The 23,495-nt window shown below is 55.0% G+C and carries 23 protein-coding genes; 2 read left to right on the forward strand and 21 right to left on the reverse strand.

The window, feature by feature from the left end; all coding sequences use genetic code 11:
- Window position 1: 1 nt before the first annotated feature.
- From menE to HV127_RS27395, 7 genes are all read right to left on the reverse strand, one after another.
- On the reverse strand, window positions 2-1,369 hold the full coding sequence (gene menE, locus HV127_RS27365) for an o-succinylbenzoate--CoA ligase (RefSeq protein WP_182240074.1): 1,368 nt from the start codon (window positions 1,367-1,369) through the stop codon (window positions 2-4).
- The gene (gene menC / locus HV127_RS27370; RefSeq protein ID WP_182240076.1) at window positions 1,366-2,331 is read right to left on the reverse strand and encodes an o-succinylbenzoate synthase; all 966 of its coding nucleotides are present in this window, start codon (window positions 2,329-2,331) and stop codon (window positions 1,366-1,368) included. The genes menE and menC overlap by 4 nt, the downstream gene beginning before the upstream one ends.
- Window positions 2,331-3,188: a 1,4-dihydroxy-2-naphthoyl-CoA synthase gene (menB, locus tag HV127_RS27375; protein ID WP_181485494.1), complete on the reverse strand. Its 858-nt coding sequence runs from the start codon at window positions 3,186-3,188 to the stop codon at window positions 2,331-2,333. The genes menC and menB overlap by 1 nt, the downstream gene beginning before the upstream one ends.
- Before the next feature lie 14 nt (window positions 3,189-3,202).
- Window positions 3,203-3,961 carry a 2-succinyl-6-hydroxy-2,4-cyclohexadiene-1-carboxylate synthase gene (gene menH, locus HV127_RS27380; protein ID WP_182240078.1) on the reverse strand — a complete coding sequence of 253 codons (759 nt, stop codon included), beginning with the start codon at window positions 3,959-3,961 and terminating at the stop codon, window positions 3,203-3,205.
- A complete protein-coding gene (gene menD / locus HV127_RS27385) occupies window positions 3,958-5,628 on the reverse strand; it encodes a 2-succinyl-5-enolpyruvyl-6-hydroxy-3-cyclohexene-1-carboxylic-acid synthase (protein WP_182240080.1) in 1,671 nt (556 codons plus the stop codon). The genes menH and menD overlap by 4 nt, the downstream gene beginning before the upstream one ends.
- A gap of 73 nt (window positions 5,629-5,701) precedes the next feature.
- Window positions 5,702-7,000 carry an isochorismate synthase MenF gene (gene menF, locus HV127_RS27390; protein ID WP_228727509.1) on the reverse strand — a complete coding sequence of 433 codons (1,299 nt, stop codon included), beginning with the start codon at window positions 6,998-7,000 and terminating at the stop codon, window positions 5,702-5,704.
- Between the two features lie 100 nt (window positions 7,001-7,100).
- Window positions 7,101-7,562, reverse strand: a complete 462-nt coding sequence (locus HV127_RS27395) for a GNAT family N-acetyltransferase (protein ID WP_181485491.1) — start codon at window positions 7,560-7,562, stop codon at window positions 7,101-7,103.
- A 184-nt stretch (window positions 7,563-7,746) separates the two neighbouring features.
- On the opposite strand from HV127_RS27395, the gene rnz reads away from it, so the two are divergent.
- Window positions 7,747-8,667, forward strand: a complete 921-nt coding sequence (gene rnz / locus HV127_RS27400; protein WP_182240082.1) for a ribonuclease Z — start codon at window positions 7,747-7,749, stop codon at window positions 8,665-8,667.
- Window positions 8,668-8,716: 49 nt separating this feature from the next.
- Here the strand turns inward: rnz and HV127_RS27405 are convergent, their stop codons facing one another.
- Window positions 8,717-9,247, reverse strand: a complete 531-nt coding sequence (locus HV127_RS27405) for a tyrosine-type recombinase/integrase (protein ID WP_182240084.1) — start codon at window positions 9,245-9,247, stop codon at window positions 8,717-8,719.
- A gap of 34 nt (window positions 9,248-9,281) precedes the next feature.
- Window positions 9,282-9,629 carry a hypothetical protein gene (locus HV127_RS27410; protein ID WP_228727510.1) on the reverse strand — a complete coding sequence of 116 codons (348 nt, stop codon included), beginning with the start codon at window positions 9,627-9,629 and terminating at the stop codon, window positions 9,282-9,284.
- Here HV127_RS27410 and HV127_RS27415 point away from each other — a divergent pair.
- Window positions 9,628-10,608, forward strand: a complete 981-nt coding sequence (locus HV127_RS27415) for an IS5-like element IS5 family transposase (RefSeq protein WP_042934497.1) — start codon at window positions 9,628-9,630, stop codon at window positions 10,606-10,608. The two genes, HV127_RS27410 and HV127_RS27415, sit on opposite strands and share 2 nt — an antisense overlap.
- A gap of 37 nt (window positions 10,609-10,645) precedes the next feature.
- Here HV127_RS27415 and HV127_RS27420 read toward each other — a convergent pair whose 3' ends face one another.
- The 12 genes from HV127_RS27420 to nuoI all read right to left on the reverse strand — a co-directional run bounded on the left by HV127_RS27420 (window position 10,646) and on the right by nuoI (window position 23,485).
- Window positions 10,646-10,990: a fimbrial protein gene (locus tag HV127_RS27420; RefSeq protein WP_228727511.1), complete on the reverse strand. Its 345-nt coding sequence runs from the start codon at window positions 10,988-10,990 to the stop codon at window positions 10,646-10,648.
- A gap of 12 nt (window positions 10,991-11,002) precedes the next feature.
- Window positions 11,003-12,046, reverse strand: coding sequence for a fimbrial protein (locus HV127_RS27425; RefSeq protein WP_182240086.1), 1,044 nt, complete (start codon window positions 12,044-12,046; stop codon window positions 11,003-11,005).
- Window positions 12,047-12,065: 19 nt separating this feature from the next.
- The gene (locus HV127_RS27430; RefSeq protein ID WP_182240088.1) at window positions 12,066-14,618 is read right to left on the reverse strand and encodes a fimbria/pilus outer membrane usher protein; all 2,553 of its coding nucleotides are present in this window, start codon (window positions 14,616-14,618) and stop codon (window positions 12,066-12,068) included.
- A 30-nt stretch (window positions 14,619-14,648) separates the two neighbouring features.
- The gene (locus HV127_RS27435; RefSeq protein ID WP_182240090.1) at window positions 14,649-15,311 is read right to left on the reverse strand and encodes a molecular chaperone; all 663 of its coding nucleotides are present in this window, start codon (window positions 15,309-15,311) and stop codon (window positions 14,649-14,651) included.
- Window positions 15,312-15,373: 62 nt separating this feature from the next.
- Complete coding sequence (locus HV127_RS27440) at window positions 15,374-15,901, reverse strand: fimbrial protein (protein WP_182240092.1); 528 nt, start codon at window positions 15,899-15,901, stop codon at window positions 15,374-15,376.
- A 426-nt stretch (window positions 15,902-16,327) separates the two neighbouring features.
- A complete protein-coding gene (locus HV127_RS27445) occupies window positions 16,328-16,879 on the reverse strand; it encodes a tyrosine-type DNA invertase (RefSeq protein WP_182240094.1) in 552 nt (183 codons plus the stop codon).
- 198 nt (window positions 16,880-17,077) lie between these two features.
- Window positions 17,078-18,535 carry an NADH-quinone oxidoreductase subunit NuoN gene (nuoN, locus tag HV127_RS27450; protein WP_112212994.1) on the reverse strand — a complete coding sequence of 486 codons (1,458 nt, stop codon included), beginning with the start codon at window positions 18,533-18,535 and terminating at the stop codon, window positions 17,078-17,080.
- 6 nt (window positions 18,536-18,541) lie between these two features.
- Complete coding sequence (gene nuoM / locus HV127_RS27455) at window positions 18,542-20,071, reverse strand: NADH-quinone oxidoreductase subunit M (RefSeq protein WP_182240096.1); 1,530 nt, start codon at window positions 20,069-20,071, stop codon at window positions 18,542-18,544.
- A gap of 169 nt (window positions 20,072-20,240) precedes the next feature.
- Entirely contained in the window at window positions 20,241-22,082 is a 1,842-nt protein-coding gene (gene nuoL / locus HV127_RS27460; RefSeq protein ID WP_182240098.1) for an NADH-quinone oxidoreductase subunit L, read from the reverse strand.
- The gene (gene nuoK, locus HV127_RS27465) at window positions 22,079-22,381 is read right to left on the reverse strand and encodes an NADH-quinone oxidoreductase subunit NuoK (RefSeq protein ID WP_110272284.1); all 303 of its coding nucleotides are present in this window, start codon (window positions 22,379-22,381) and stop codon (window positions 22,079-22,081) included. The genes nuoL and nuoK overlap by 4 nt, the downstream gene beginning before the upstream one ends.
- Window positions 22,378-22,932, reverse strand: coding sequence for an NADH-quinone oxidoreductase subunit J (gene nuoJ, locus HV127_RS27470; RefSeq protein ID WP_182240101.1), 555 nt, complete (start codon window positions 22,930-22,932; stop codon window positions 22,378-22,380). Before nuoJ ends, nuoK begins: the two co-directional genes overlap by 4 nt.
- Window positions 22,933-22,942: 10 nt before the next feature.
- Window positions 22,943-23,485, reverse strand: coding sequence for an NADH-quinone oxidoreductase subunit NuoI (gene nuoI, locus HV127_RS27475; protein WP_015365590.1), 543 nt, complete (start codon window positions 23,483-23,485; stop codon window positions 22,943-22,945).
- Window positions 23,486-23,495 lie beyond the last annotated feature (10 nt).

Consider the following 23,495-nt stretch of genomic DNA (forward strand, 5'->3'; position numbering starts at 1 on the left):
ACTACGGCATTACCTGCTGGTTAACCCACTCACGCAGCGCCCGGCGGGAAATTTTAATGCCGCCGGTTTTTAGCGTTTCGGGCAGTGGCAACCAGCGTACCGGCTGCTGGAAACGCGCCAGCTTATCGGCGCACCAGCTTGCTAAGGTTGCCGGGTCGCAATGTTCGCTGCACTCCACCACCGCCACCGGCCGCTGGCCAAATTCGGCATCATCCAGCGGTACAATAAAGACCTGCTGAATCTGCGGATGAGCGCCAATGACCCGTTCCACCTCTTCCGGTTGAATGCCCTCCCCGCCGCTGAAAAAGAGATTATCCATTCTTCCGAGAATGGTCAGATTGCCGTTATCAAGCCTGCCGCGATCGCGGGTAGCAAACCAGCCGTGTTCATTAACCAGTGGAACTATTTGCTCATCGCGCCAGTAGCCTTCAGCCATGCTGTCGGCCCGCAGCCAGACTTCACCGTCGACAATCCGCAGTTCGCGTCCCGGCAGCGGCTGCCCGACGTCCGCCAGGCCATCGGCCTCTTTGGCGCACACTGTGGAAGCAAACTCGGTCAGTCCGTAGCCACACCAGCAGCGGATACCGCGCGCTTTCGCCTGCTCGGTCAGCGCCACCGGGATCGCCGCGCCGCCCAGCAACACCGCTTTTAACGCTACGTCAGTATCGCCGTTGAGCAGACGCCAGAGCTGAGTCGGCACCAGCGAGGCATGAGTACAGCCCTGCAATGCCTGCTCCAGCGGCTGTTTGTCACGCACCGTCAGGACAGCACCCGCATGCAGCCAGCGCCAGAGAATGCCCTGGCCGGAAACGTGAAACAGCGGCAGCGACAGCAGCCAGTCATCTTCCGGCGCAAGCGGGATCATCGCCAGCACGCCTTCGGCGCTGGCGAGATGGGCGCGAAAAGTATGTACCGCCGCTTTCGGTAAACCTGTCGACCCCGAAGTCAGCGTCATTGAGGCCAGGCGATCTTCGCGCCAGATAACCGCGTGCTCGCCTGACGCAAATTGCAGGGCCAGTGGGTTGTACATCAGCGCAAGAGCGTCGCCGTTTAGCGCCAGCGCATGGCGCAGGCTTAGCGACGGTAGCAGTTCCGCTAACAAAGCGGATGGCAATTGCGGGTTCAGCGGCAGCACACGCGCGCCGCACTGTAATAGTGCCAGCCATGCCAGTAAGGCCTCCGGCTGATTGTAAGCACGAAGCAGCACGCCATCGCCTTCGCTGACGCCCTGGGCGTGAAATCCCGCCGCCAGAGCATCAATTTGCGCGCACAGTTCTCGCCAACTCAGGCGCTGCTCGTTCAGACGCAGCGCCTGCGCCTCTCCCCGCAGCTGACGCCAATGACGCCAGGGCCAGTCGCTAAATGTCACAGCAACGGCTCCAGTTCATCAACGGTCAGGCACGGCAGGTCGCTTTCCGGCCAGCGACGAACCAGCTGGCCGCGCATCAGGCTCAGCGTATCCAGACCGGGAATAGTGTGCGGCGTCAGCCAGGCGGCAATCCGCGCCAATTGCGTCAGGCCCAGGCTCGACTCAATGGATGAGCTGATAACCGCCGTCAGCCCCAGAGCATGAGCGGCTGCCACCTGCTGCTGCACTTTTTGCAGGCTGCCGGTCAACGTCGGTTTAATCACCACGGCCCGCAAACCCGGCTCGGCGGCAAACTCAAAATCCGCCTCGCGCAGGCTCTCATCCCAGGCAATTGCGATACCCGTTTCCTGGGCAAAAGCACGCGAGTCGTCGCGAGTTTTGCAGGGTTCTTCAAGGAAAGCGATACGCTCACGATATTGCGGATCGACGTATTTGGCGAACTGCTGGGCTTTCAGCGGCGTCCAGGCACGGTTGGCGTCAAGACGCAACGTCAAATCAGGGATCGCTTCCAGCAGCAGGTTCACTACCATGCCGTCGCGCACCGCCTCATACAGGCCAACTTTGACCTTCGCCACCTTCTCGCCAGGCATCAGCGAAAGCTTCGCAAACAGCTCGTCCGGGTCGCCGGAACACAGCGGCGCGGCGCGATAATCCGCCGCCTGCGGCAGCTCACCGCACAGTTCCGCCAGCGCGCAGCTCACGCCGAAAGCCGCTGAAGGCGGCACTGGCAGCGCAGCGTCTTCGCCATCACGCCAGGCTTGCGCCCAGGTAAGCAGCACCGCCTGCGCTTCGTCCAGCGTTTCCAGACTGAATCCCGGCAGGGGAGAAATCTCCCCCCAGCCTTCGCGCTCGCCGTCACGCAAGCGCAGGAGCAAGCCATCGCGGTTTTTTAACCGCCGTTCACGCAGCACCACCCCCGCGTCCATCGGTAGCTGCCAGCGGTAAACCTGCGCCTGTCGCATTATGGATTCCGTTTAAATTTGCTGAAGTCCGGCTGGCGCTTCTGGTTGAACGCGTTGCGCCCTTCCTGACCCTCTTCGGTCATATAGAACAGCATAGTGGCATTGCCCGCCAACTCCTGCAGCCCCGCCTGACCGTCGCAGTCAGCGTTCAGCGCCGCCTTCAGGCAGCGCAGCGCCATCGGGCTGTTTTGCAGCATTTCACGACACCAGCGCACGGTCTCTTTTTCCAGGTCCGCCAGCGGAACAACGGTGTTGACCAGGCCCATATCCAGCGCGGCTTTCGCGTCGTATTGACGGCACAGAAACCAGATTTCGCGAGCTTTTTTCTGCCCAACGATGCGCGCCATATAGGCCGCGCCCCAGCCGCCGTCGAAGGAACCGACTTTCGGGCCGGTTTGGCCGAAGATGGCGTTTTCCGCAGCAATGGTCAGGTCACACATCATATGCAGTACGTGCCCCCCGCCGATGGAGTAACCCGCGACCATCGCTACGACGGGTTTCGGGCAGGTGCGAATTTGACGCTGGAAATCGAGCACGTTGAGGTGGTGAACGCCGGAGTCATCCTGGTATCCGCCGTAGTCGCCGCGAACTTTCTGATCGCCACCGGCACAGAACGCCTTGTCGCCTTCGCCGGTCAGGACGATAACGCCGATATTGTCGTCATAGCGGGCATCCGCCAGCGCCTGAATCATCTCTTTGACGGTCAGCGGGCGAAAGGCGTTGCGGACCTGCGGGCGGTTAATGGTGATTTTAGCAATCCCATCCGCCGACTTTTGATAACGAATGTCGGTGTAGCCTTCGGAACAGTCCTGCCATTCAACCGGGGCGTAAAGCATTGCTTCATCAAGAGAGATCATAGAGTGTCCTTCAGTTAACTCGCTAAAAACTGCGCCAGACAAGCAACTACCGCGGCAGGGTTTTCCCGATGCGCGTTGTGTCCGGCATGATTAATTACGTGTGTGGTTGCGGATAGCTCATCCGCGATGGCGCGAAACTTGTCATCGCGTTCGCCGCAAAGGTAATGAAATGGGAAATCACGAGTGCGTAATGCCCCACGGAGATCGGGCTGTTGACCCAATGAGGTCGCCAGCAGCATCGCCGCTAAAATCGTACCGTTGTTACGGCTGCGCAGCGCAACCAGCGCCGCGCGCTGGGGCTCATCAAGGGAGACAAAGACCGGCTGCTGATACCAGTCGGCGAAAACCTGCGCCAATGGCTCACAGCGAAAGCGTTCAGCCCATGCTGCATCGCTACGTAGGCGCAGCAGACGCTGGTTGTCATCCTGCAAGCCCGGATGCCCGCCTTCGACGACCAGCCCGCAGAGACCTTTACGCGGCTGGCTGGCATAGGCCATCGCTACCCGTCCGCCAAGGGAGTAACCCACCAGCCAGTACTTTAGTATGTTGTAACTATTCAGCGTATTCTTAAGGAGCTGGCAGACATCGGCAAAGTCGCTCACTTCGATATCTGCCGAACCTCCGTGGCCCGGAAGGTCAAGATACAAACGCGGATACGCGCTGAACGCCTGGCCCACGGTACGCCACTCGTGGCTATCGCCGGAAAATCCGTGCAAAAAAACCAGCCACGGATATCCCGGCAGGCCCTGTTCAGCCACCGCGTGCAGCGTCATAGCTGGCTCACCTGCGCCAGCAGATGTTGTAAGGTTTGCGCACCGTCGGTTTCATTCACCACCAGTTCAATCAGAGTGGCGCCGGGAGTACACCAGGCGCCATCCAGCGCACTTTCGAGTTCACTCCACCCCGTGGGGCGATGATAAGGTAAGTTGAACATCGCCGCCGCATGGTCAAAATTGACGTTTTGCGGCATCAGATAGAACTGGCTTCGCTGGTCCTGCGGCGTTGGCAGCAGAGAAAAAATTTGCCCACCGTTGTTGTTGACGACAATCAGCACCAGCGGCGCAGATGCCTGACGCAGCAGCGCCAGCGAGTTAAGATCGTAGAGCGCCGACAGGTCACCGACGATAACCAGCGTCGGACGCGCGCTGGCACGCTGCACGCCAGCCGCCGTCGCCAGCAGGCCATCAATTCCGCTGGCCCCACGATTGCTATAAACCGGGTAGCCCGCCGGGAGCTGCGATAGCGCATCAATTAAGCGTACTACCAGGCTGTTGCCGACAAACAGCTGGCCCTGATCCGGCAAATAGCGACGGATTCTTTGCGCCAGTTGGGCCTCGCCGAAGGACTCGCTGTTGTCGACCGCCGCCTGCCATGCCTGGCGTGCCAGTTCAGGGATGGCGCTGGCCCACGGCTGGCGTTTTTCCGCCGGGTGTAGATCCAGCCAACGATCGATGGAACAGACGAGACGACGACCGCGATGCTGTGCCGGGTCAAGCCGCCCCGGCAGGTTATCCACCAGCCAGTACTCTTCTGGCTCACAGGTCGCCTGCCACTGCAAAACGCGTTTGCCGGTCAGGCTGCTGCCCAACTGGACAATGATTTGCGCCTGCGCCAGCTCGCTGACCGCTTTTGCGTTTCCGAGCCACAGGTCAGCGCACGGTAGCGGCTGTCCGGTTTGCGAGAGCACGTCGCCAATCAGCGGCCAGCCGAGCATTTTCGCCCATTCGGCCACTTTCTTGCCCTCTTCGGCGCTCATGCGCCCGGCAACGATCACGCCGCGTTTTTGTCGCCAGAAAAACCAGTCGCGCTGCTTATCACTTGAAAGATGCAGGGACTGGCGCAGCCACGGTTTGTCGCTCTGCCACCAGTCACCTAGCTGCTGCTGCCACTGGATGCCGGTATCGTCCATATCGCCGTACAGCGGTTCGGCAAACGGGCAGTTGATATGCACGCCGCCGGAATGCAGCGCGCCAAGCGCCTGATCGAGGGTCGAGACCAGCCAGCGAGCAGGAATATCCTGCGACGGTCGCGGCAGCGATATCGTCTGCGATGGATGCGAGGCAAACATACCCGGCTGGCGAATGGCCTGATTGGCACCGCAATCGATCAGCTCCGGTGGCCGGTCAGCGGTAAGCATAATGAGTTTCTCGCCGGTCAATCCGGCCTCTATCAGCGCTGGATAGAGGTTAGCCGTGGCGGTACCGGACGTAACAATTACCGCCACCGGCTGGCCGCTGGCTTTCGCCAGACCCAATGCCAGATGGCCGAGGCCGCGTTCGTCAAAATGAGTGTGATGAATAAAAGCGCGGTTTTCCGCCGCCGCCAGGGTTAAGGGCGTTGAGCGCGAGCCGGGCGCAATGCAGATATGCTGCACGCCGTGGCGCGTTAAAGCTTCAAGGATCACCGCCGCCCAGCGTCGGTTAAATGCGCTTACTGACATGAATTTGTCCGGTATCAAATATTGAGGCTAAGTATAGATAATACAAAGTGATCGAGCTTTGATATGCATCGTTTTATCCAGGTTTTGTCAGCAGTAACGAACGCAATCCTGCGGCTTTATTTTCAATTTCCAGCCACTCTTGTTCGGGGTCTGAACCGCTGACGATTCCTGCCCCGGCGTACAATCTAAGCGTATCGTGTTCTACTTTTGCCGAACGCAGAGAGACGCAGAATTCACTTTGCGCCAGCGACAGATAGCCAGCGGAACCGGCATACCAGTCGCGGGCAAAAGGTTCGTGGCGGGTGATAAAATCCAGCGCCGTCTGTCGTGGTAAACCGGCAACCGCCGCCGTGGGCTGGAGCCGGTGCAGGCAGCGGGCGTCATCAGGTTTATCCAGCTCGGCCCAAATACAGCGCCGCAAATGCTGCACTTTACGCAGACGCACGACCTGCGGCGGCAGCACGTCCAGCACGCGAGTCTCCCCCTGCATACGCTGACAGATATCTTCCACCACCAGCATATTTTCGCGCTGGTTTTTGTCATCGTTCATCAGCCAGTCTGCCAGCTTTTGTGCCTGACGATCGTTCTCATGGCTGGCAGCGGTCCCCGCCAGCGCCTCGGTCCGCAACAGCGCGCCGCGCCGGCGCCACAGCCGCTCCGGGGTAGCGCCGAAGAAGGACTGCTGCGAATTAAAAGCCATCAGGAAATGGAAGCAGTTGAGGTTAATACGACGGCTGGCGGCAACGATCGCACCCGCATTTAACGGGGCAGAAAAATGTAAATCAGTGGCGCGAGCCAGGACCACTTTGTCCATTTTCCCGCCAGCTATCGACTGTGTTGCTTGTTCAACCAGCGCCCGCCACTGCGGCCAGGCTGGAAAGTGCTGTTCACTTAACAGGGAGGGCATCGGTGCGGGTAGCGATTGTTCTGCCATTAAAAAATGGAGGAATTCACGCGCCGCATGGGCATCGTCATTAAGCGAAGTGTCGCTGCACAGCGTCAGCCGCAGGGTGGCTTTACCGCCCAGGCGACGCCACTCCAGCCTCGGCAGTATCAACATTCCCCGCTGCGGGTCAAACGCGTTAAGGCCGCAAATCCGCAGATCGTCGCGCCCCTGTTGCTGTAAAAAAGCATTCGCCTGAACTAAAGAAGGAAAGGTTTTTACCGCTCCCAGCGCGGCGAGTTCTTCATCACCGTTACGCTGCTGCCAGTAGAATTGCGGCCACACCGGCTGATGACTGCACCACAACAATGGGTCAAAAGCGTCATTCAGCGCAAAGGGGATATCGAAAATTCGCGTGCCGGGCGATGGCGGGAAATCGTCAGCCAGGCAGCCGAACAGGCTTTCCAGCGCGGTGGAAACAGACAGCACGCAAACCTCCACGGAGTAAAAACCCCATATTATACGGGGTACCACGCTGAAATAGCAGTACCCCCGATGAGGGAGCGGCTTTTAGTCCGCGTGTCCGACGTTAGTGGGTGGCAATTTCGCGCGCCATGCCTATGTGGTCGATACCATCCTCATCGTAAACCTCAGTAACCGGAACAAAACCGAAGCTCTCGTAGAATTTTTGCAGGTGCGCCTGGGCCCCGAGATAAATGGCCTTTTGCGGCCAGTTCTGGCGACAGCTGGCCAGCGCCTGCTCCATCAGCTGATAGCCTAGCTTTTCGCCACGCACCGTCGGGCTGACAATCACCCGACCAATCACTACCGGCTCAAACTCATCTTCACTCTTAAGAATGCGCGCGTAGGCCACCAGCTCCTCACCGCGCCAGCCTAGAATATGGCGATTCTCTCCGACCAGGTCGTCGCCATCGACGTCCAGATAGGCGCAGGTTTGTTCGACAACGAACACCGCACAGCGTAATTTCAGCAGGGCATAAAGCTGTGGGACGGTCAGTTCGGCGTGGTGAAGATCCTGCCATGTCATCATCTGCGGTTCCTTAATAAATTTTAACCCTAAATAATTCAAGTGGCATGAAGGCGGCCAGCGAGCGAATCCCCAGGAGCTTACATGAGTAAGTGACTGGGGTGAACGAGTGCAGCCAACACACATGCAACTTGAAGTATGACGGGTATACTCTGTTTTTTGACTCACGCCCTAAGGACACAGGACGATGGAATTACTCTTTTTGGGGACATCCGCTGGCGTGCCCACCCGTACGCGTAATATGACGTCGATAGTGCTGAATTTGCAACAGCCAACAATGGCTGAGATGTGGCTGTTCGACTGCGGGGAGGGAACACAGCATCAGTTTCTACATACCCCTTATCATCCTGGCAAACTGAATAAAATTTTCATCACTCATCTCCATGGCGACCATCTGTTCGGCCTTCCCGGTCTGCTGTGCAGCCGTTCGATGCAGGGCAATTCGCTGCCGCTGACGCTGTATGGGCCAAAAGGGCTTAAGGAGTTTGTAGAAACCGCGCTGCGCCTTAGCGGTTCCTGGACCGATTATCCGCTAACCATCGTCGAGATCGGGCCTGGTTTGGTGTTTGATGAACAGGGCTATCGGGTTAGTGCATATCCGTTAAATCATCCGGTCGAGTGTTATGGCTATCGAATCGAGCAGCACGATAAACCAGGTGCTCTTGATGCCGCCCGGCTTATCGCTGATGGCGTCCCCTCCGGCCCGTTGTTCCACCGTTTAAAGCAAGGATTAACGGTTGAGCTGGAAGATGGGCGGATAATTGACGGCAGCAGGTATCTTGGTCCGGCAACACCGGGAAAAACGTTGGCGATTTTCGGCGATACCGCCCCCTGCCCGGAGGCGCTGGAACTGGCACGCGGCGTGGATGTCATGGTCCATGAGGTCACACTGGAGCAGGCAATGGCGGAAAAAGCTAACAGCCGCGGGCATTCAGTCAGTCAACAGACGGCCGCGCTGGCGCGCGATGCGGGCGTCGGTACGCTTATCGCCACTCATTTTAGCTCACGCTATGATTTTGAGGGCTGTCAGCGCCTTCTTGCGGAATGTCAGGAGGTTTTTCCGTCAACGGTGTTAGCGGAAGATTTTCTGGCCTATACCGTGGACTAAAAGCGGGCGTAGCGCGGTGAATAACGGCCGCCGCGTTTACGCCCGTCAATTACTCTTCAACATAACCGTTATAACGCAGGATAGATTTTAAATTCCGATAGCCAAGGTAATCCTGAATAGAATCGTCATCAATGCCTTTCTTACCCAGTTCATAGCCACAGGCATGACGCAGCATCCGTGGGTGAACATTCTGCTTTAGCTTCGCCAGTTCACAGCATTCACGAATAATTTGATAGAAACGCTGGCGGGTCATCTTATTTCCCCTTGAGGAGAGAAAAAGAAGATCGCTATGGGCCGGGTAACATTCCCGAGCCAGCAGCCAGCGCTGCAACGAAATAACCTCTTTCGGCTGCAAAGGGTGATAGCCTGATACACCGTGGCGAGCTCGGCGAATATAGACCCGTTTTCCGGGTAAGTCGACATCACTCAATGTTAATGCCGTGATTTCATTAATTCGACAGCCGTGCAAAAAGCACATTTGGATCATGCAGCTATTTCTTTCCGGATGAGCGCAATATTGTGCGGCAAGAACCAGACGCTCAACATCTTTCACGCTCAGATATTCCATTTCTTCCTGCATACGTCATTCCTTTTCATCCATTTAACTCATAAAATTACTGATAGGTAAATGTCAGTTGCACGACAGATTCAAATTGACCAATAGTCGCCCCCCCCTGGGTTGAATATAAACGGGCAGCTAAGGGAAACTCACCTTTCCCGGTACTGCTGTTAATAGTAATGGTCATCTGGTCTTGATTCTTGTAGGTCGTAGTGTGACTGTCATTGGTTATTTGCAACGCAATATTCTGCGACGCATTGCTGGCCGCCATATTGGCAAAATGCGTGGCATCATCACCATCCACCACACCATCGAATTTTACCGTTGCTTTAGGGAAGGTGCGAACAAGTCCCTGATATGAGATCATGTTTGTCATCTGGAGCCATGGAACAGGGTTCATCATGAGTCATCAACTTACCTTCGCCGACAGTGAATTCAGCAGTAAGCGCCGTCAGACCAGAAAAGAGATTTTCTTGTCCCGTATGGAGCAGATTCTGCCATGGCAAAACATGGTGGAAGTCATCGAGCCGTTTTACCCCAAGGCTGGTAATGGCCGGCGACCTTATCCGCTGGAAACCATGCTACGCATTCACTGCATGCAGCATTGGTACAACCTGAGCGATGGCGCGATGGAAGATGCTCTGTACGAAATCGCCTCCATGCGTCGGTTTGCCCGGTTATCCCTGGATAGCGCCTTGCCTGACCGCACCACCATCATGAATTTCCGCCACCTGCTGGAGCAGCATCAACTGGCCCGCCAATTGTTCAAGACCATCAATCGCTGGCTGGCCGAAGCAGGCGTCATGATGACTCAAGGCACCTTGGTCGATGCCACCATCATTGAGGCACCCAGCTCGACCAAGAACAAAGAGCAGCAACGCGATCCGGAGATGCATCAGACCAAGAAAGGCAATCAGTGGCACTTTGGCATGAAGGCCCACATTGGTGTCGATGCCAAGAGTGGCCTGACCCACAGCCTAGTCACCACCGCGGCCAACGAGCATGACCTCAATCAGCTGGGTAATCTGCTGCATGGAGAGGAGCAATTTGTCTCAGCCGATGCCGGCTACCAAGGGGCGCCACAGCGCGAGGAGCTGGCCGAGGTGGATGTGGACTGGCTGATCGCCGAGCGCCCCGGCAAGGTAAGAACCTTGAAACAGCATCCACGCAAGAACAAAACGGCCATCAACATCGAATACATGAAAGCCAGCATCCGGGCCAAGGTGGAGCACCCATTTCGCATCATCAAGCGACAGTTCGGCTTCGTGAAAGCCAGATACAAGGGGTTGCTGAAAAACGATAACCAACTGGCGATGTTATTCACGCTGGCCAACCTGTTTCGGGCGGACCAAATGATACGTCAGTGGGAGAGATCTCACTAAAAACTGGGGATAACGCCTTAAATGGCGAAGAAACGGTCTAAATAGGCTGATTCAAGGCATTTACGGGAGAAAAAATCGGCTCAAACATGAAGAAATGAAATGACTGAGTCAGCCGAGAAGAATTTCCCCGCTTATTCGCACCTTCCTTAGTGGTCCCTGCCGGGCAATTTTCTATGTTTAAGTTAAACGTCTTCCATTCCGAAGTGTCTCCGGCCGATTGAAAGTCAATTCTGGAAAGTGTACCAAAATTCACTTCCTGATATTGAGTATCCGTCGTGACATCGCAGGGCAGATAGTAAATATTGCCTTTAACATTCAAAGGTATTCCACCATAAGATGAAAAAACAGGCAGCAATAATGCCAGCCATAGCGCCTTTTTCATTATTCACTCCTGTTATTCAATTTCTGCCTGAATGGTTGCAGTTGCAGTAAATCCGCCACCCGCAGGTAAATTACCGGTAGTATTAATTGGATAGATTTTCATAGCCGTATCTCCGGTCTGGGTCGAGTAATTTAAATTGACCGGTAGTAAGCCTGAAATCATCGGAATTTTCACACCGGTAATATTCTCGATCCGTACGGCGATGTCGCTATTGGTGGTCGCCAATGCAGTATTATCATTAATGTCCTTCGTTCCCTGGAATGAAAGTGATATTTTCACCCCGGCAGAAATATTGGTGCAGGCCACCGTCATATTCACGACATGCGGCGTAAATCCGGTTGGCATCTGGCTTGCCGTTTTAAAATTATTAGCGGCAATATCCCCAAAGTCGATGTTAATTGGCTGGCCAGTATTTATTTCGCAAGATTGCGGTACCGTGACCGAGCCGCTCATTGAGATCTGCGTTAATGGATTTGAACCATAGCTTCCAGAGACCCTTGTTCCGTAGACATTGAGGATAACCGTCGGAGGGATGGTTACCTGACCAACAAATGGCCGGGTAAAATAGAGCGAGATATATCCCAGCGAACCCGAATCAAAAATTGTACCGCCTGGGTTACAGGCAAAGCCCGGGGTATAGTTATTGCTTTTATTCTCGACAGGCGTTGGGAAATAGTCGTTCACGTTCCCAGCAATATATAACTCACTGGCAATTTCCAGGTATTTATTAAGCTGGTAATAATTTAAACCACCTCGACTTTGCGTCGCCGCCAGCCCTGGTACCGTGGCTTTAAAATATGTAGGTCCAGTGACAACACTGCCACAATCACATTTAGCATTATACGTTCCCCCGGTACTCCAATGGTACAGGCGAGGAAACGTCATCCCTGCCTGGTTTTGCGAGGGATTAGAAAAGGTTTCAATAAATGAGAAGGTGTTGCGAAATGGAGTTTTACCAGCCGCAGTCGTTTCACACCACCCGGTTGCCGCCATCGCCTGCGGCGATATCGCCAGCGCCATCAGGCCCGCTAATATACCCAATGAAAATCGTTTCATTATCTCTGCATCCTTTCGATTAACGGCATAGCCCCTGGGCTACAATAATGCCGGTGAGGGTTTTTCCTGACGGCAGTGCATACTGAATCCGGCAGCGATCTTGTGCACCCGATCCCCATTTCACATTAAGTGCCCCGTTAGACTCCAGCCCGCTCAGGTAGACCTGTCCGCCATCGCCAACGATAAATGCCTGCTCTGACGTCGCGACTCCGGGTACGCTGACCACGGCACCGAAAGGTACCGGCTGACCATTAGCCCGACGCACCGTCATCAGCACCCGGCTACCGACGCTGGTGTCATAACTTGCGCGAACCACCGCCCCGCGGGTTGGCACCACCGTCTGAGTGGTTAGCTCAAGATCGACATCGTCCGGCATGGTGCTGGTATCAAGGGTCAATATATTCTTACGATACGGCGAGGTATAAGGCACCACGGCATAGCCCCGCCAGTCGGTCCTGACACCGGTCTGGTTATTCACGCCAACGCCCGAGGCGCCTGGCGCTTTGACTAAAGCGAGGGTTTCACCAAAAGGCTGCCCCAGCGTCAGGCCATTTTCATGCGCCAGGACTCCGCCACGCAGGGCGTAGTTCAGACGATGGCTGTATTTATCATGGCTGTAGCCGCCGGTAAGCTCACCATAGGTCGCGCGCCAGTCCGCATTAACGCTGCCGCTCTCTCCTCTTCCCTGGCTGGTGTATCCTTCCTGTACGCTCCAGCTCAGGTTATTTCGCTCCAGAAGAGTACCGGAAAGGCCCAGATTATTGCTGGTTGAACCATTTTTGCTGCTGTTCAGGGAGTAGTTGGCATAAACCGGTTTCGGTAGCCATTCTCCCAGAGGCACGCTGATGCTCAGCGCGAACAGGTGATCTTCATCGTTGCGTTTTCCGGTATCCTGATCGGTGGTATTACGGTTGTAACTGTAGTTAATGCTATAGCTCACACCGTGCCAGCTATTGTTGTATCCCACGCCCACCGACTCCATGGTACGCCCGGTATTCCAGTAATCTTCGCGGATATAGCTTAGCGACATCGAGCCCATTTCGTCACCAAGGCTCTGGCTGAGCGTGACTTCTCCCCGGTTGCGCCGCCGTTCGATTGAAGGGGTATAATTATCGTCTCGATAGGTATCTAGCACTTCCTGCATATCCCAGTAACCGCTGGTCGCATAGCGATATCCCGCCAGGCTGACGTTTGTCCCTAGGCCCGGGAGATCTTTACTGTAACGGATACGCACCGACTGACCGCTCTCTTTGTCTTGATCCTGGCGATTCGACCAGGCCTGGGTGACGTCGGTCGATACGGCGCCAAGCTCGCCGAGGTTTTTCCCCAACCCCAGCGCCAGCGACTGATATTTGCTGCTAAATTGGCCGCCGCCGTAAAGGGTTACCCCCCACGGCAGGCCGTAAATAGCCGTCGCCTGAGTGAGCGGCGTTTCATCAATACTATTGTCGTAGGCCCGGTATACGCCGGAAGTCACACTATATTTGAGGCGGCCTTCGCGCTGCAGGACAGGCAGTGAAGCATAAGGAACAATCAGATTCTGCTCGCTGCCATCGGATTCTTTGATGGTGACCGATAAATCGCCCGAACCGCCGGTGGGATACATATCGGTAATTTCGAAAGCACCGGGAGAGACGTAGGTCTGGTAAATCTCATAGCCGTTCTGGCGGATGATAACCTGAGCATTGGTACGCGCAATCCCGCGCACTACCGGCGCATAGCCGCGCAGGCTTTCCGGCAGCATATCGTCATCAGAAGCCAGCATCGCCCCGCGGAAGGGAATGCCTTCAAAAACGTCGGCGTCGGTGCTGCTATCACCCAGCGTCATCACCCCTTGCAGGGCATTGATATTGCGCTGCGCATAGGTATAAACCGTATCCCAGCTGTTATTGGATTCCCCGCCGCTGCTGCTGCTGCGGTTCCAGGTCGTGTAGTTGCGCAAACGCCACGGTCCGATGTTGATACCGGGACGCAGGTTAACGTATTGATTATCGCTGTCCGGCATGTCGTTCTTGCGCGACCAGTTGTTTGCCCCGCTGAATGAGTAGTTCAGCAGAAGTGCGCTAATACCGTCATCCCACTGCTTCGGGTCAACCCAGCCCCGCGCCGCGCTGGAAACCGCCGCCTGCGGGAAGCTTAATAACAAACGCTGCTGACTAAAGCGAAAGTCTGCCTTTGCCTGGGGTATCACTTCCAGATCCGCGCAGTCCGCCGATTTACGGCCTAATTCAGGGAATTGCTTAACGCGCACGCCCCATTCAGCGAGTTCTTCAACTTTCAGGCAGGGCTGCAGTGAAGTTTCCCCCGGGATCCGGCTTTGTTGAAAAGCGACATCCCGGGTCTCCATAAAGATATTGTTGAGGTAAATATCGACCCGATAGGTCCCCGGCTGCTGCCCTCCAGCGTGTTCGTAAGCCGATAAATCCCTGACGCCCGTCTGCGGACCATCCATTTCCAATAATGCCGGGTTAAACACATCCCGCGCCAGTGCATCATCACACCACGGTATCAAGGCAACGGCCAGAGCTCCGGCTATCCGGTTAAGCCGCCATTTGTTATGATTATTTTTCATTCTCTCTGGAACTCCCTGGCCTGACAGCCTTTACAAATTAGCGTTATGCTGCGCGCCAATACCGCCGTAATCATTAATCAGTTTCCACTGCAAAGAGCCTGCACTGCCGCGTGGTAATTCGAAACGTGCCGTCGCGCCAGGCGCTACCCAGTTGGCTTCTTTGACTTCTGCACCACCAATTTTCACCTCGGCGAAATTCATATAAAACGCGGTGGGATTAGTGACCTGTAGCGTATTGCCGCTGCGCGTCCAGCGAAGCTGCTCCGTCACTGTTTCCGGCATTCCCGCAACGGATTTCGGCCGGTAAATTAATTTGATACGGGTTTTAATAGCGATCTGTAATGTGTTGGTGCCAGCTTTAGCCTGTGAGGATGGAATCGCTTTGATATTCATCCAGAACATACTTTCTTTGTTTTCCGGCAATCCACCGCTATAAATCACCCGCAGTCGGGTTTGCTGCTCGCCTTCCAGGCGAAACAAAGGCGGTGTCAACAGGAAGGGGGCGGTGCCGTTATCCGCTTCTATCCAGCTTTGAATAAGGTATGGGGTAGCGTCATTGTTGGTTACGCTCAGAGAGGACTCCTTTTTGCCGCCAGGATAAATCAGGCGAGTACCGCCGGTGACGACGCCCGCATGTGCCGCAGCGCCCACCAACAGCCATCCAGCCATCAGCACTTTCAGGTATCTTTTCATCTCCAGCTCCCTGGAAAAGCGAGCCGATTTCGGCTCGCTAGCACGGTCTAATAGACGGAGAATCAGTTGTAGCTGATAGTGAAGTTGGCGCTACCGTTAGCTTTACCAGCAACAACAGTCGCGTCGGTCTGGATATAACGCACGCGGAACGGCAGATCGATATTGCCGGTAGATGGGATGGTCAGGCTGGTAGAACGGGTGAACAGCGGCAGAGTACTGTTAGTGCTACCATCAACCAGCTGCAGAGCTACGCCTGTAGCGACATCAGTCTCAGTGGTCAACTTCAGCTTTTCATTGTCACCGTCAACGTTAGTACCGGAGAACAGTACCGATGCTTTGGTAACAGTATTCGGGCAGTTTTCCAGTTTAATATCGAAACCTTGCTCAGCCGCAGTAGAACCCGTACCGGTAAACGCCGTTTTAGCGATCTGTCCCATCTGGACTTCCAGTGGGTTAGACAGGTCGTTGACCACGTCGCAGCCAGCGTCAATGATGCTGCCAAGAAACTTCACCTGACCGTCATCTGCCAGCGCTGCACCAGAGAATGTCGCGCAAGCAGCAACAACAGCAACAAGTAATGTTTTTTTCATGATTAATCCTTTTCAATGCAGTCAATGCATTAACTTAAAAGCGCAATACCGTGCGCATCCTTTTATTTACGTTTGATAGTAATAACGCCGCAAAACATTGAGCCATGAAATGGATATAATATTTTGAAGTGGTCATTTTGTATCAATTTGACCACTTCAATTAATTGAAATATAAATTGCCAGGGAAGGCATTTTTGATTTTATATTTACCAGGATAAATCCTAATAAACATGATAAAAAACTAAGAGCTGGAGCGAGACACGAATCATACATATTGCAAATTCATTTCAATTAACAAATGGATGCATTATATGATTAATGTAAGGACATGAAAAATATAATAAAAAAAATTGTTAGACACAAATTGACATTGTTAATAACCATGGATAGCATAGGAGTCAGTTTGATACAAAATGACTATTTCATTTACCAAACCTCCCTAAATCTCGCATCATTACTTGCCGTGTAAATAACCGTATGCTGAATATTCCGATGACCGAGAAAATCCTGGATTAACCGCGTATCCACACCGTTATTCGCCAGTGCAAAGCCGCACGCATGGCGCAGCATATGCGGATGGGCGTTGATTTCCAGCTGCGCGTCCAGGCTGAGGTTCTTCATCATCTGATATATTCTCTGCCGCGATAAAGGCTGACCATTACGTGATAAGAAAAGCCAACCCGAATTATTTCCAGGGTAATTTTTACGCACACGCAACCATTCGTTGAGTACCTTCACCTCTTGCTTATAAATAGGATGCGTGGTCGAAAAACCATTTTTCAACCGCCGAATATAAATAACCCCACTTTGAATATCGATATCAGATAGCTTCCAGTGACGAATTTCACTCACCCGGCACCCATGATTAAAACACATCCACAATAAACAGACATCGCGCTCCGGGTTTGCTCCCCGCCTGGCCGCATCAACCAAACGCTGAACCTCCCCGACAGTCAAATGCTTACGCCTTGTTTTCATTCACTTTCTCTATCTACAAAACACAGTAGTGTGCGTAGTAATAATAGTACGGAAAATAAGAGTATGAGGGGAAACGTAAAGTGAGGTTAATATGACAAACCGCATGACAAATACGAATATTAAAGAAAATACCCATACATTTTTCACCGATAAAAAAAGGACCGCCGAAGCGATCCTTTTTCTCAGATAACTGCCAGATTACATCAACGGCATTGCCAGCTGCACGATGCTAATCAGCGGCTGCGGCCATACGCCAAGCACCAGCACCAGCAGCGCGGAGATCAGCACTACGATGCCCCCGGCGCTGTACTGCCAGTTAGACGGCGCATCGCGATTGAGTTTCTCTGGCGCGCTTAAATACAGGCTTACCGCAACGCGCAGGTAGTAATAGAGACCGATTGCCGAACCGACAACCACCGCCCCTACCAGCCACCACAGGTGCGCATGCACACCGACCGCCAGCACGTAGAACTTACCGATAAAGCCCAGCGTCATCGGAATACCGGCGAGAGACAGCATCATCACCGTCATCACCGCCGACAGAATCGGGCGATGCCAGAACAGGCCGCGATATGAATAGAGCGAATCCGCATCCGGCCCGCGATACGGGCTGGACATCAGGCTCACCACGCCAAACGCGCCGAGGCTGCTGAAGAGATAACCGGCCAGATAGACGCCTACCGCTTCCATCGACATCTCGCCGCTCTGCAGGGCAATCAGCGCCACCAGCAGATAGCCAAGATGGGAGATAGAAGAGTAGCCGAGCAGACGTTTGATATTGGTCTGGCTCAGCGCCATCAGGTTACCGAAGATAATCGACGCAAAGGCGATAAGGCCCAACACCACGCGTACCGCCTCGCTGTTGCCGACTGGCACATACAGGAACAGACGCATCACCACGCCAAAGATAGCAATCTTGCTGGCGGTCGCCAGGAAGGTTGATACCGGCGCAGGCGCGCCCTGGTAGACGTCCGGCGTCCACAGGTGAAACGGCACCAGCGACAGCTTGAAGCCCAGACCCACAATCATCAAGCCCACACCCGCCAGCAGCAGCGGTTCATGCAGCGTGCTGTCAGCCAGGTTCTTACCAAGGGCAAGGAAGGACAGGTTACCAGAGTTCGCATACACCAGCGCGATACCGAACAGCAGGAAAGAAGAGGCGACGGCAGACAGAATGGTGTATTTGATACTGGCTTCCAGCGAGCGTTTCTGACGGAAGGCGTAGCCAACCAGACCGAACAGCGGCAGAGAGATAAGCTCAATACCGAGGAACAACGCCGCCAGATGGTTAGCGCCCGCCAGCAGAATACCACCCAACGCGGCGATCAGCACCAGCAGGTAGAACTCTTCCTTATTGTCCTTATAACCCTCAAGCCACGGATAAGCAAAGGTACAGGTCGCCAGACTCGCCAGCAGCACCAGCCCGGTATAGAGCATGGAATAGCCGTCAACGCGAATCAGCGGCGTCACGTCCATCGCCCCGTTCTGCCCTACGAACCAAAGTGAGACTAGCGCGACGTTGAGGCCGAGAACCGATAGCGTGGCATTGAGGAAATGATTGCGTCGCCACGCAATGGAGAGCATCACAACCACCACCGTCAAGCCGACGATCAGCAGCGGTAGCAGTGCGATCAGTTGTTGTGGAGTTATTGTCATGGCGAATTACGGCCTTGTAGTAGAAACAGAATTAACAAACCACTGCTGAATATTACTCATCGCAGAGTGCGAGGTGTCCAGAATCGGCTGCGGGAAGAAGCCCAGCAGCACCAGCAGAACAACCAACAGCAGAACGATAGACAATTCACGCAGGGACATTCCCGGCAATTCTTTTGCGGCAATTTCGCTCTTTGCTTTACCAAAGTACGCACGATGCAGCATCGACAGCGAATAAACGGAAGCGAACACCAAACCAAAGGTGGAGATAACGGTAATTATCGGCACGGTTTTATAGCTGCCGAACAGAATCATAAATTCACCGACAAAGTTTCCGGTGCCCGGCATACCGAGCGTTGCTACGGCAAAGAACATCGACAGCGCCGGCAGCCACTTAATTTTGCTCCACAGACCGCCCATCTGGCGCATATCACGGGTATGCAGACGCTCGTACAGCTGGCCGCAAAGGATAAACAGACCGGCTGCGGACAGACCGTGCGCAATCATCTGAATCACTGCGCCCTGATAAGCCAGCTGGCTGCCGGTGTAGATAGCAATCAGCACAAAGCCCATATGGGAAACAGAAGTGTAAGCAATCAGGCGTTTGATATCGTACTGGCTGAAAGCCATCCACGCGCCGTAGAAAATGCCGATAACGCCCAGCCACATGGCAATAGGTGCAAATTCAGCAGAAGCGTTCGGGAACAGCGGCAGCGCAAAACGCAGCAGACCGTAGGCCGCGGTTTTCAACAAGATCCCGGCGAGGTCAACGGAACCCGCGGTCGGTGCCTGAGAGTGCGCGTCCGGTAACCAACCGTGCAGCGGAACCACCGGCATTTTCACCGCAAAAGCGATAAAGAAGCCCAGCATCAGCATGTATTCCACACCGTGCGACATCGGTGTCTTCAGCAGCTCTTCGTAATTGAAGGTCCATACGCCGGTGGCGTTGAAGTGAACAAACGCCAGCGCCAGAATGGCAATCAGCATCACCAGACCGCTCGCCTGGGTATAAATGAAGAACTTGGTTGCCGCCGTGATACGCGTTTTCCCGTCGGAAGCCTTATGGCCCCAGAGTGCTATCAGGAAATACATCGGCACCAGCATCATTTCCCAGAAGAAGAAGAACAGGAACAGGTCGATGGCGAGGAACACGCCGATAACGCCGCCCAGGATCCACATCAGGTTAAGATGGAAAAAGCCCTGATACTTCTCGATTTCGCGCCATGAACAGAGCACCGCCAGCACCCCGAGCAGCCCGGTCAGCACCACCATCAGCAACGACAAACCGTCGATCGCCAGATGAATGCTAATGCCGAAGCGCGGGATCCACGGCATCACGAATTCTGACTGCCACTGCGGAATACCGGTAGATTGCGTGAGAGAATAGCCGCCCTGCATCCACAACTGCAGGCCAAGCAGAAACGTCAATCCCATGGTGATCAGCGCGATCCAGCGCGGCACCTTCACGCCAAAGCGTTCAGTCTGCCAGCACAGGAAGCCGCCGATGAAGGGAATTAATATTAGCCAGGGTAATAACATGGCGATTTTTATTCCTTGTTAAAGTCCCGTTCAGGACCGATTTTCAACGAATTCGACTACATTCACGTTTGAGTGCGGTTTGTTGTGTCGGGTGGCGCTTCGCTTACCCGACCTACGGTCTCGTAGGCCCGGTAAGCGAAGCGCCACCGGGCAAAACCGCGCGCTCAAATCAACGCAATACCATCAGCAGCGCCAGCACCACGACAGCACCAATGCCCATCGAAGCCACATACCAACGCAGATACCCGTTCTCGCTCACCACCAGGCCTTTGCCTGCGAAGCGGGAAAGGATCGCCGGGATGTTCATCAGCGCATTCAGCGGATCGCTTTTCAGCAGCCACGCCACGCCGAGGAACGGCTTCACGAACACTTTGTCGTATAGCCAGTCAAAGCCCCAGGCGTTATACCACCAGGTACCGAGCAGACGGCCCGGCGCGCTGTTGGCAATCGCGGTCACAAGCCGGCGTTTACCCAGCCACAGCCATGCAGCAATCAGAATGCCTGCTATCGCCACAACGCCAGAGGTAATCTCCAGGGTCATGACGCGACCATGCTCAAGCTCAGTGGTTGACGGCAGTACACCATGCAGCGGTGGCACAATCAGCGCGCCAACGAAGGTGGACAGCACCATCAGCACAATCAGCGGCAGATGATGGGTAATCCCCTTCCCTGCATGCGCGTGAATTTGCTCTTTGCCGTGGAACACGATGAAAATCATACGGAAGGTATACAGGGAGGTCATAAACGCCCCGACCAGACCGGCAACCATCAGATTGAGATGACCGTTAGCCATTGCGCCAGCCAGAATCTCATCCTTACTGAAGAAGCCTGCGGTAATCAGCGGCAGTGCGGACAGCGCCGCGCCCCCCACCAGGAAGCAGACATACACCAGCGGAATAGACTTACGCAGGCCGCCCATCTTGAAGATGTTCTGTTCGTGATGGCAGGCCAGAATCACCGAGCCGGACGACAGGAACAGCAGCGCTTTAAAGAAGGCATGCGTCATCAGGTGGAAAATCGCCGCATCCCACGCCTGCACGCCGAGCGCGAGGAACATGTAGCCAATCTGGCTCATGGTGGAATAAGCGAGTACGCGTTTGATGTCGGTCTGCACCAGCGCGGCGAAACCCGCCAGCACCAGCGTCACCGCACCAACGATCCCCACCAGATGCAGCACTTCCGGGGTCATCAGGAACAGGCCATGCGTGCGAGCAATCAGGTAGACACCTGCAGTCACCATGGTCGCGGCGTGGATCAGCGCGGAGACAGGCGTCGGGCCCGCCATCGCGTCGGCAAGCCAGGTCTGCAACGGCAGCTGCGCGGATTTACCCACCGCGCCGCCCAGCAGCATCAGGGTTGCCCACGTCAGCATATTGTTGCCGGCTTCAAAATGCGCAGGCGCCAGTTCGACCATTTCGCGGAAGTTCAGGGTGCCCAGTTCGTTGTAAAGAATGAACAGCGCAAACGCGAGGAACACATCGCCGACGCGGGTTACCACAAACGCTTTCATCGCCGCAGCGCCGTTCTTCGGATCGGTATAGTAGAAACCGATCAGCAGATAGGAGCATAGGCCCACGCCTTCCCAGCCGAGGTACATCAGCAGCAGGTTATCAGCAAGAACCAGAACCACCATGCTGGCGATAAACAGGTTGGTATAGGCGAAGAAACGGGAGTAGCCCTCTTCACCGCGCATATACCAGGAGGCGAACATGTGGATCAGGAAGCCAACGCCAGTGACCACCGAAAGCATGGTCAGCGACAGGCCGTCCAGTACCAGGTTGAAACCGATATTGAAGTCGCCCACCGACATCCAGGTCCACAGCGGGACGCTGACCGCCTGCCTGCCGTTAGCAAAGAAGTCGACGCCAACAAACGCCGTCACCAGCGCAGCCAGGCCAACCGAGCCCATCCCGATGGTGGCGGACAGATTCTCCGACCAGCGCCCGCGAGAGAAGGCCAGCAGAACAAAGCCAATCAATGGCAAAAGAATGGTTAAGGCAAGCATGTTCATCCGCGCAACTCACTTACTGAATCGATGTTCAGGTTCTGGCGACGACGATGGAGCTGCAGCAGCAGCGCCAGGCCGATACTCGCTTCTGCGGCGGCGAGGGTAATGGCGAGGATATACATTATCTGACCATCAGCCTGGCCCCAATAGCTCCCGGCAACCACGAAAGCCAGCGCGGAGGCGTTGATCATGATCTCCAGGCTAATCAGCATAAACAGCAGATTACGACGGATAATCAGCCCCGTCAGGCCAAGGACAAACAGGACGGCGGCGAGGATCAGTCCATGTGTTAAGGGGATCATGCGTGTTCCTCCGTTTTTCTTTTGTCGCTGTCGTTCTGACGGTTGCTCAGCACTTCACCGGCTCGCTCTTCGCGACCGATATGGAAGGCAACAACCAGGCCCGCCAGCAGCAGCATGGAAGCCAGTTCCACCGCCAGTACGTACGGACCAAACAGCGCAATACCCACTTCTTTAGCGTTAATCGCCGTGCCATCGATGCCCTGGTCGTTAATACCGAGCATGGCGTAAACGATAACCACCAGTAGCACCGCGGAAAGGATGGCCGGGCCAATCCAGATCCCTGGCTTCAGCCATTGACGTTCCTGCTCGATTTCGCTGCCGCCCAGGTTGAGCATCATCACCACGAAGACGAACAGCACCATAATGGCCCCGGCGTAAACGATAATTTCCAGCGCACCGGCGAAGTAAGCGCCCAGCGAGAAGAACACCCCGGCAATCGCCAACAGCGAAATAATCAGGTACAGCAGCGCATGCACCGGATTGGTGTGGGTGATCACCCGCAGGGTGGCGAGGATGGCTATCAGGCCACAGATATAAAAAGCGAATTCCATTGCCCTCTCCTTACGGTAACAGGCTCTTGACGTCGATAGGCTTGGCTTCGTTCTCTGCTTCGCCCTTATCTTTGCCGTCGATTGCCATACCCGCCATCCGGTAGAAGTTATATTCCGGGTATTTGCCCGGACCGGAAATCAGCAGATCCTCTTTTTCGTACACCAGGTCCTGACGTTTGTATTCGCCCAGTTCAAAGTCCGGGGTCAACTGAATCGCCGTGGTCGGGCACGCTTCTTCGCACAGGCCACAGAAAATGCAGCGTGAGAAGTTGATGCGGAAAAACTCCGGGTACCAGCGACCGTCTTTGGTCTCCGCTTTTTGCAGAGAGATACAGCCCACCGGACACGCTACCGCACACAGGTTACAGGCAACGCAGCGCTCCTCACCGTCCGGATCGCGGGTCAGCACGATACGACCACGGTAGCGCGGCGGCAGATATACCGGCTCTTCCGGGTACATCTGAGTTTCACGTTTGGCAAAGGCGTGCATCCCGATCATGCAGATACTGCGGACCTGGGTGCCAAACCCTACCAATAATTCTTTTAAGGTCATGGTCTAAAGC

The sequence above is a fragment of the Klebsiella sp. RHBSTW-00215 genome (genome assembly GCF_014103785.1).
GTDB lineage: Bacteria > Pseudomonadota > Gammaproteobacteria > Enterobacterales > Enterobacteriaceae > Klebsiella.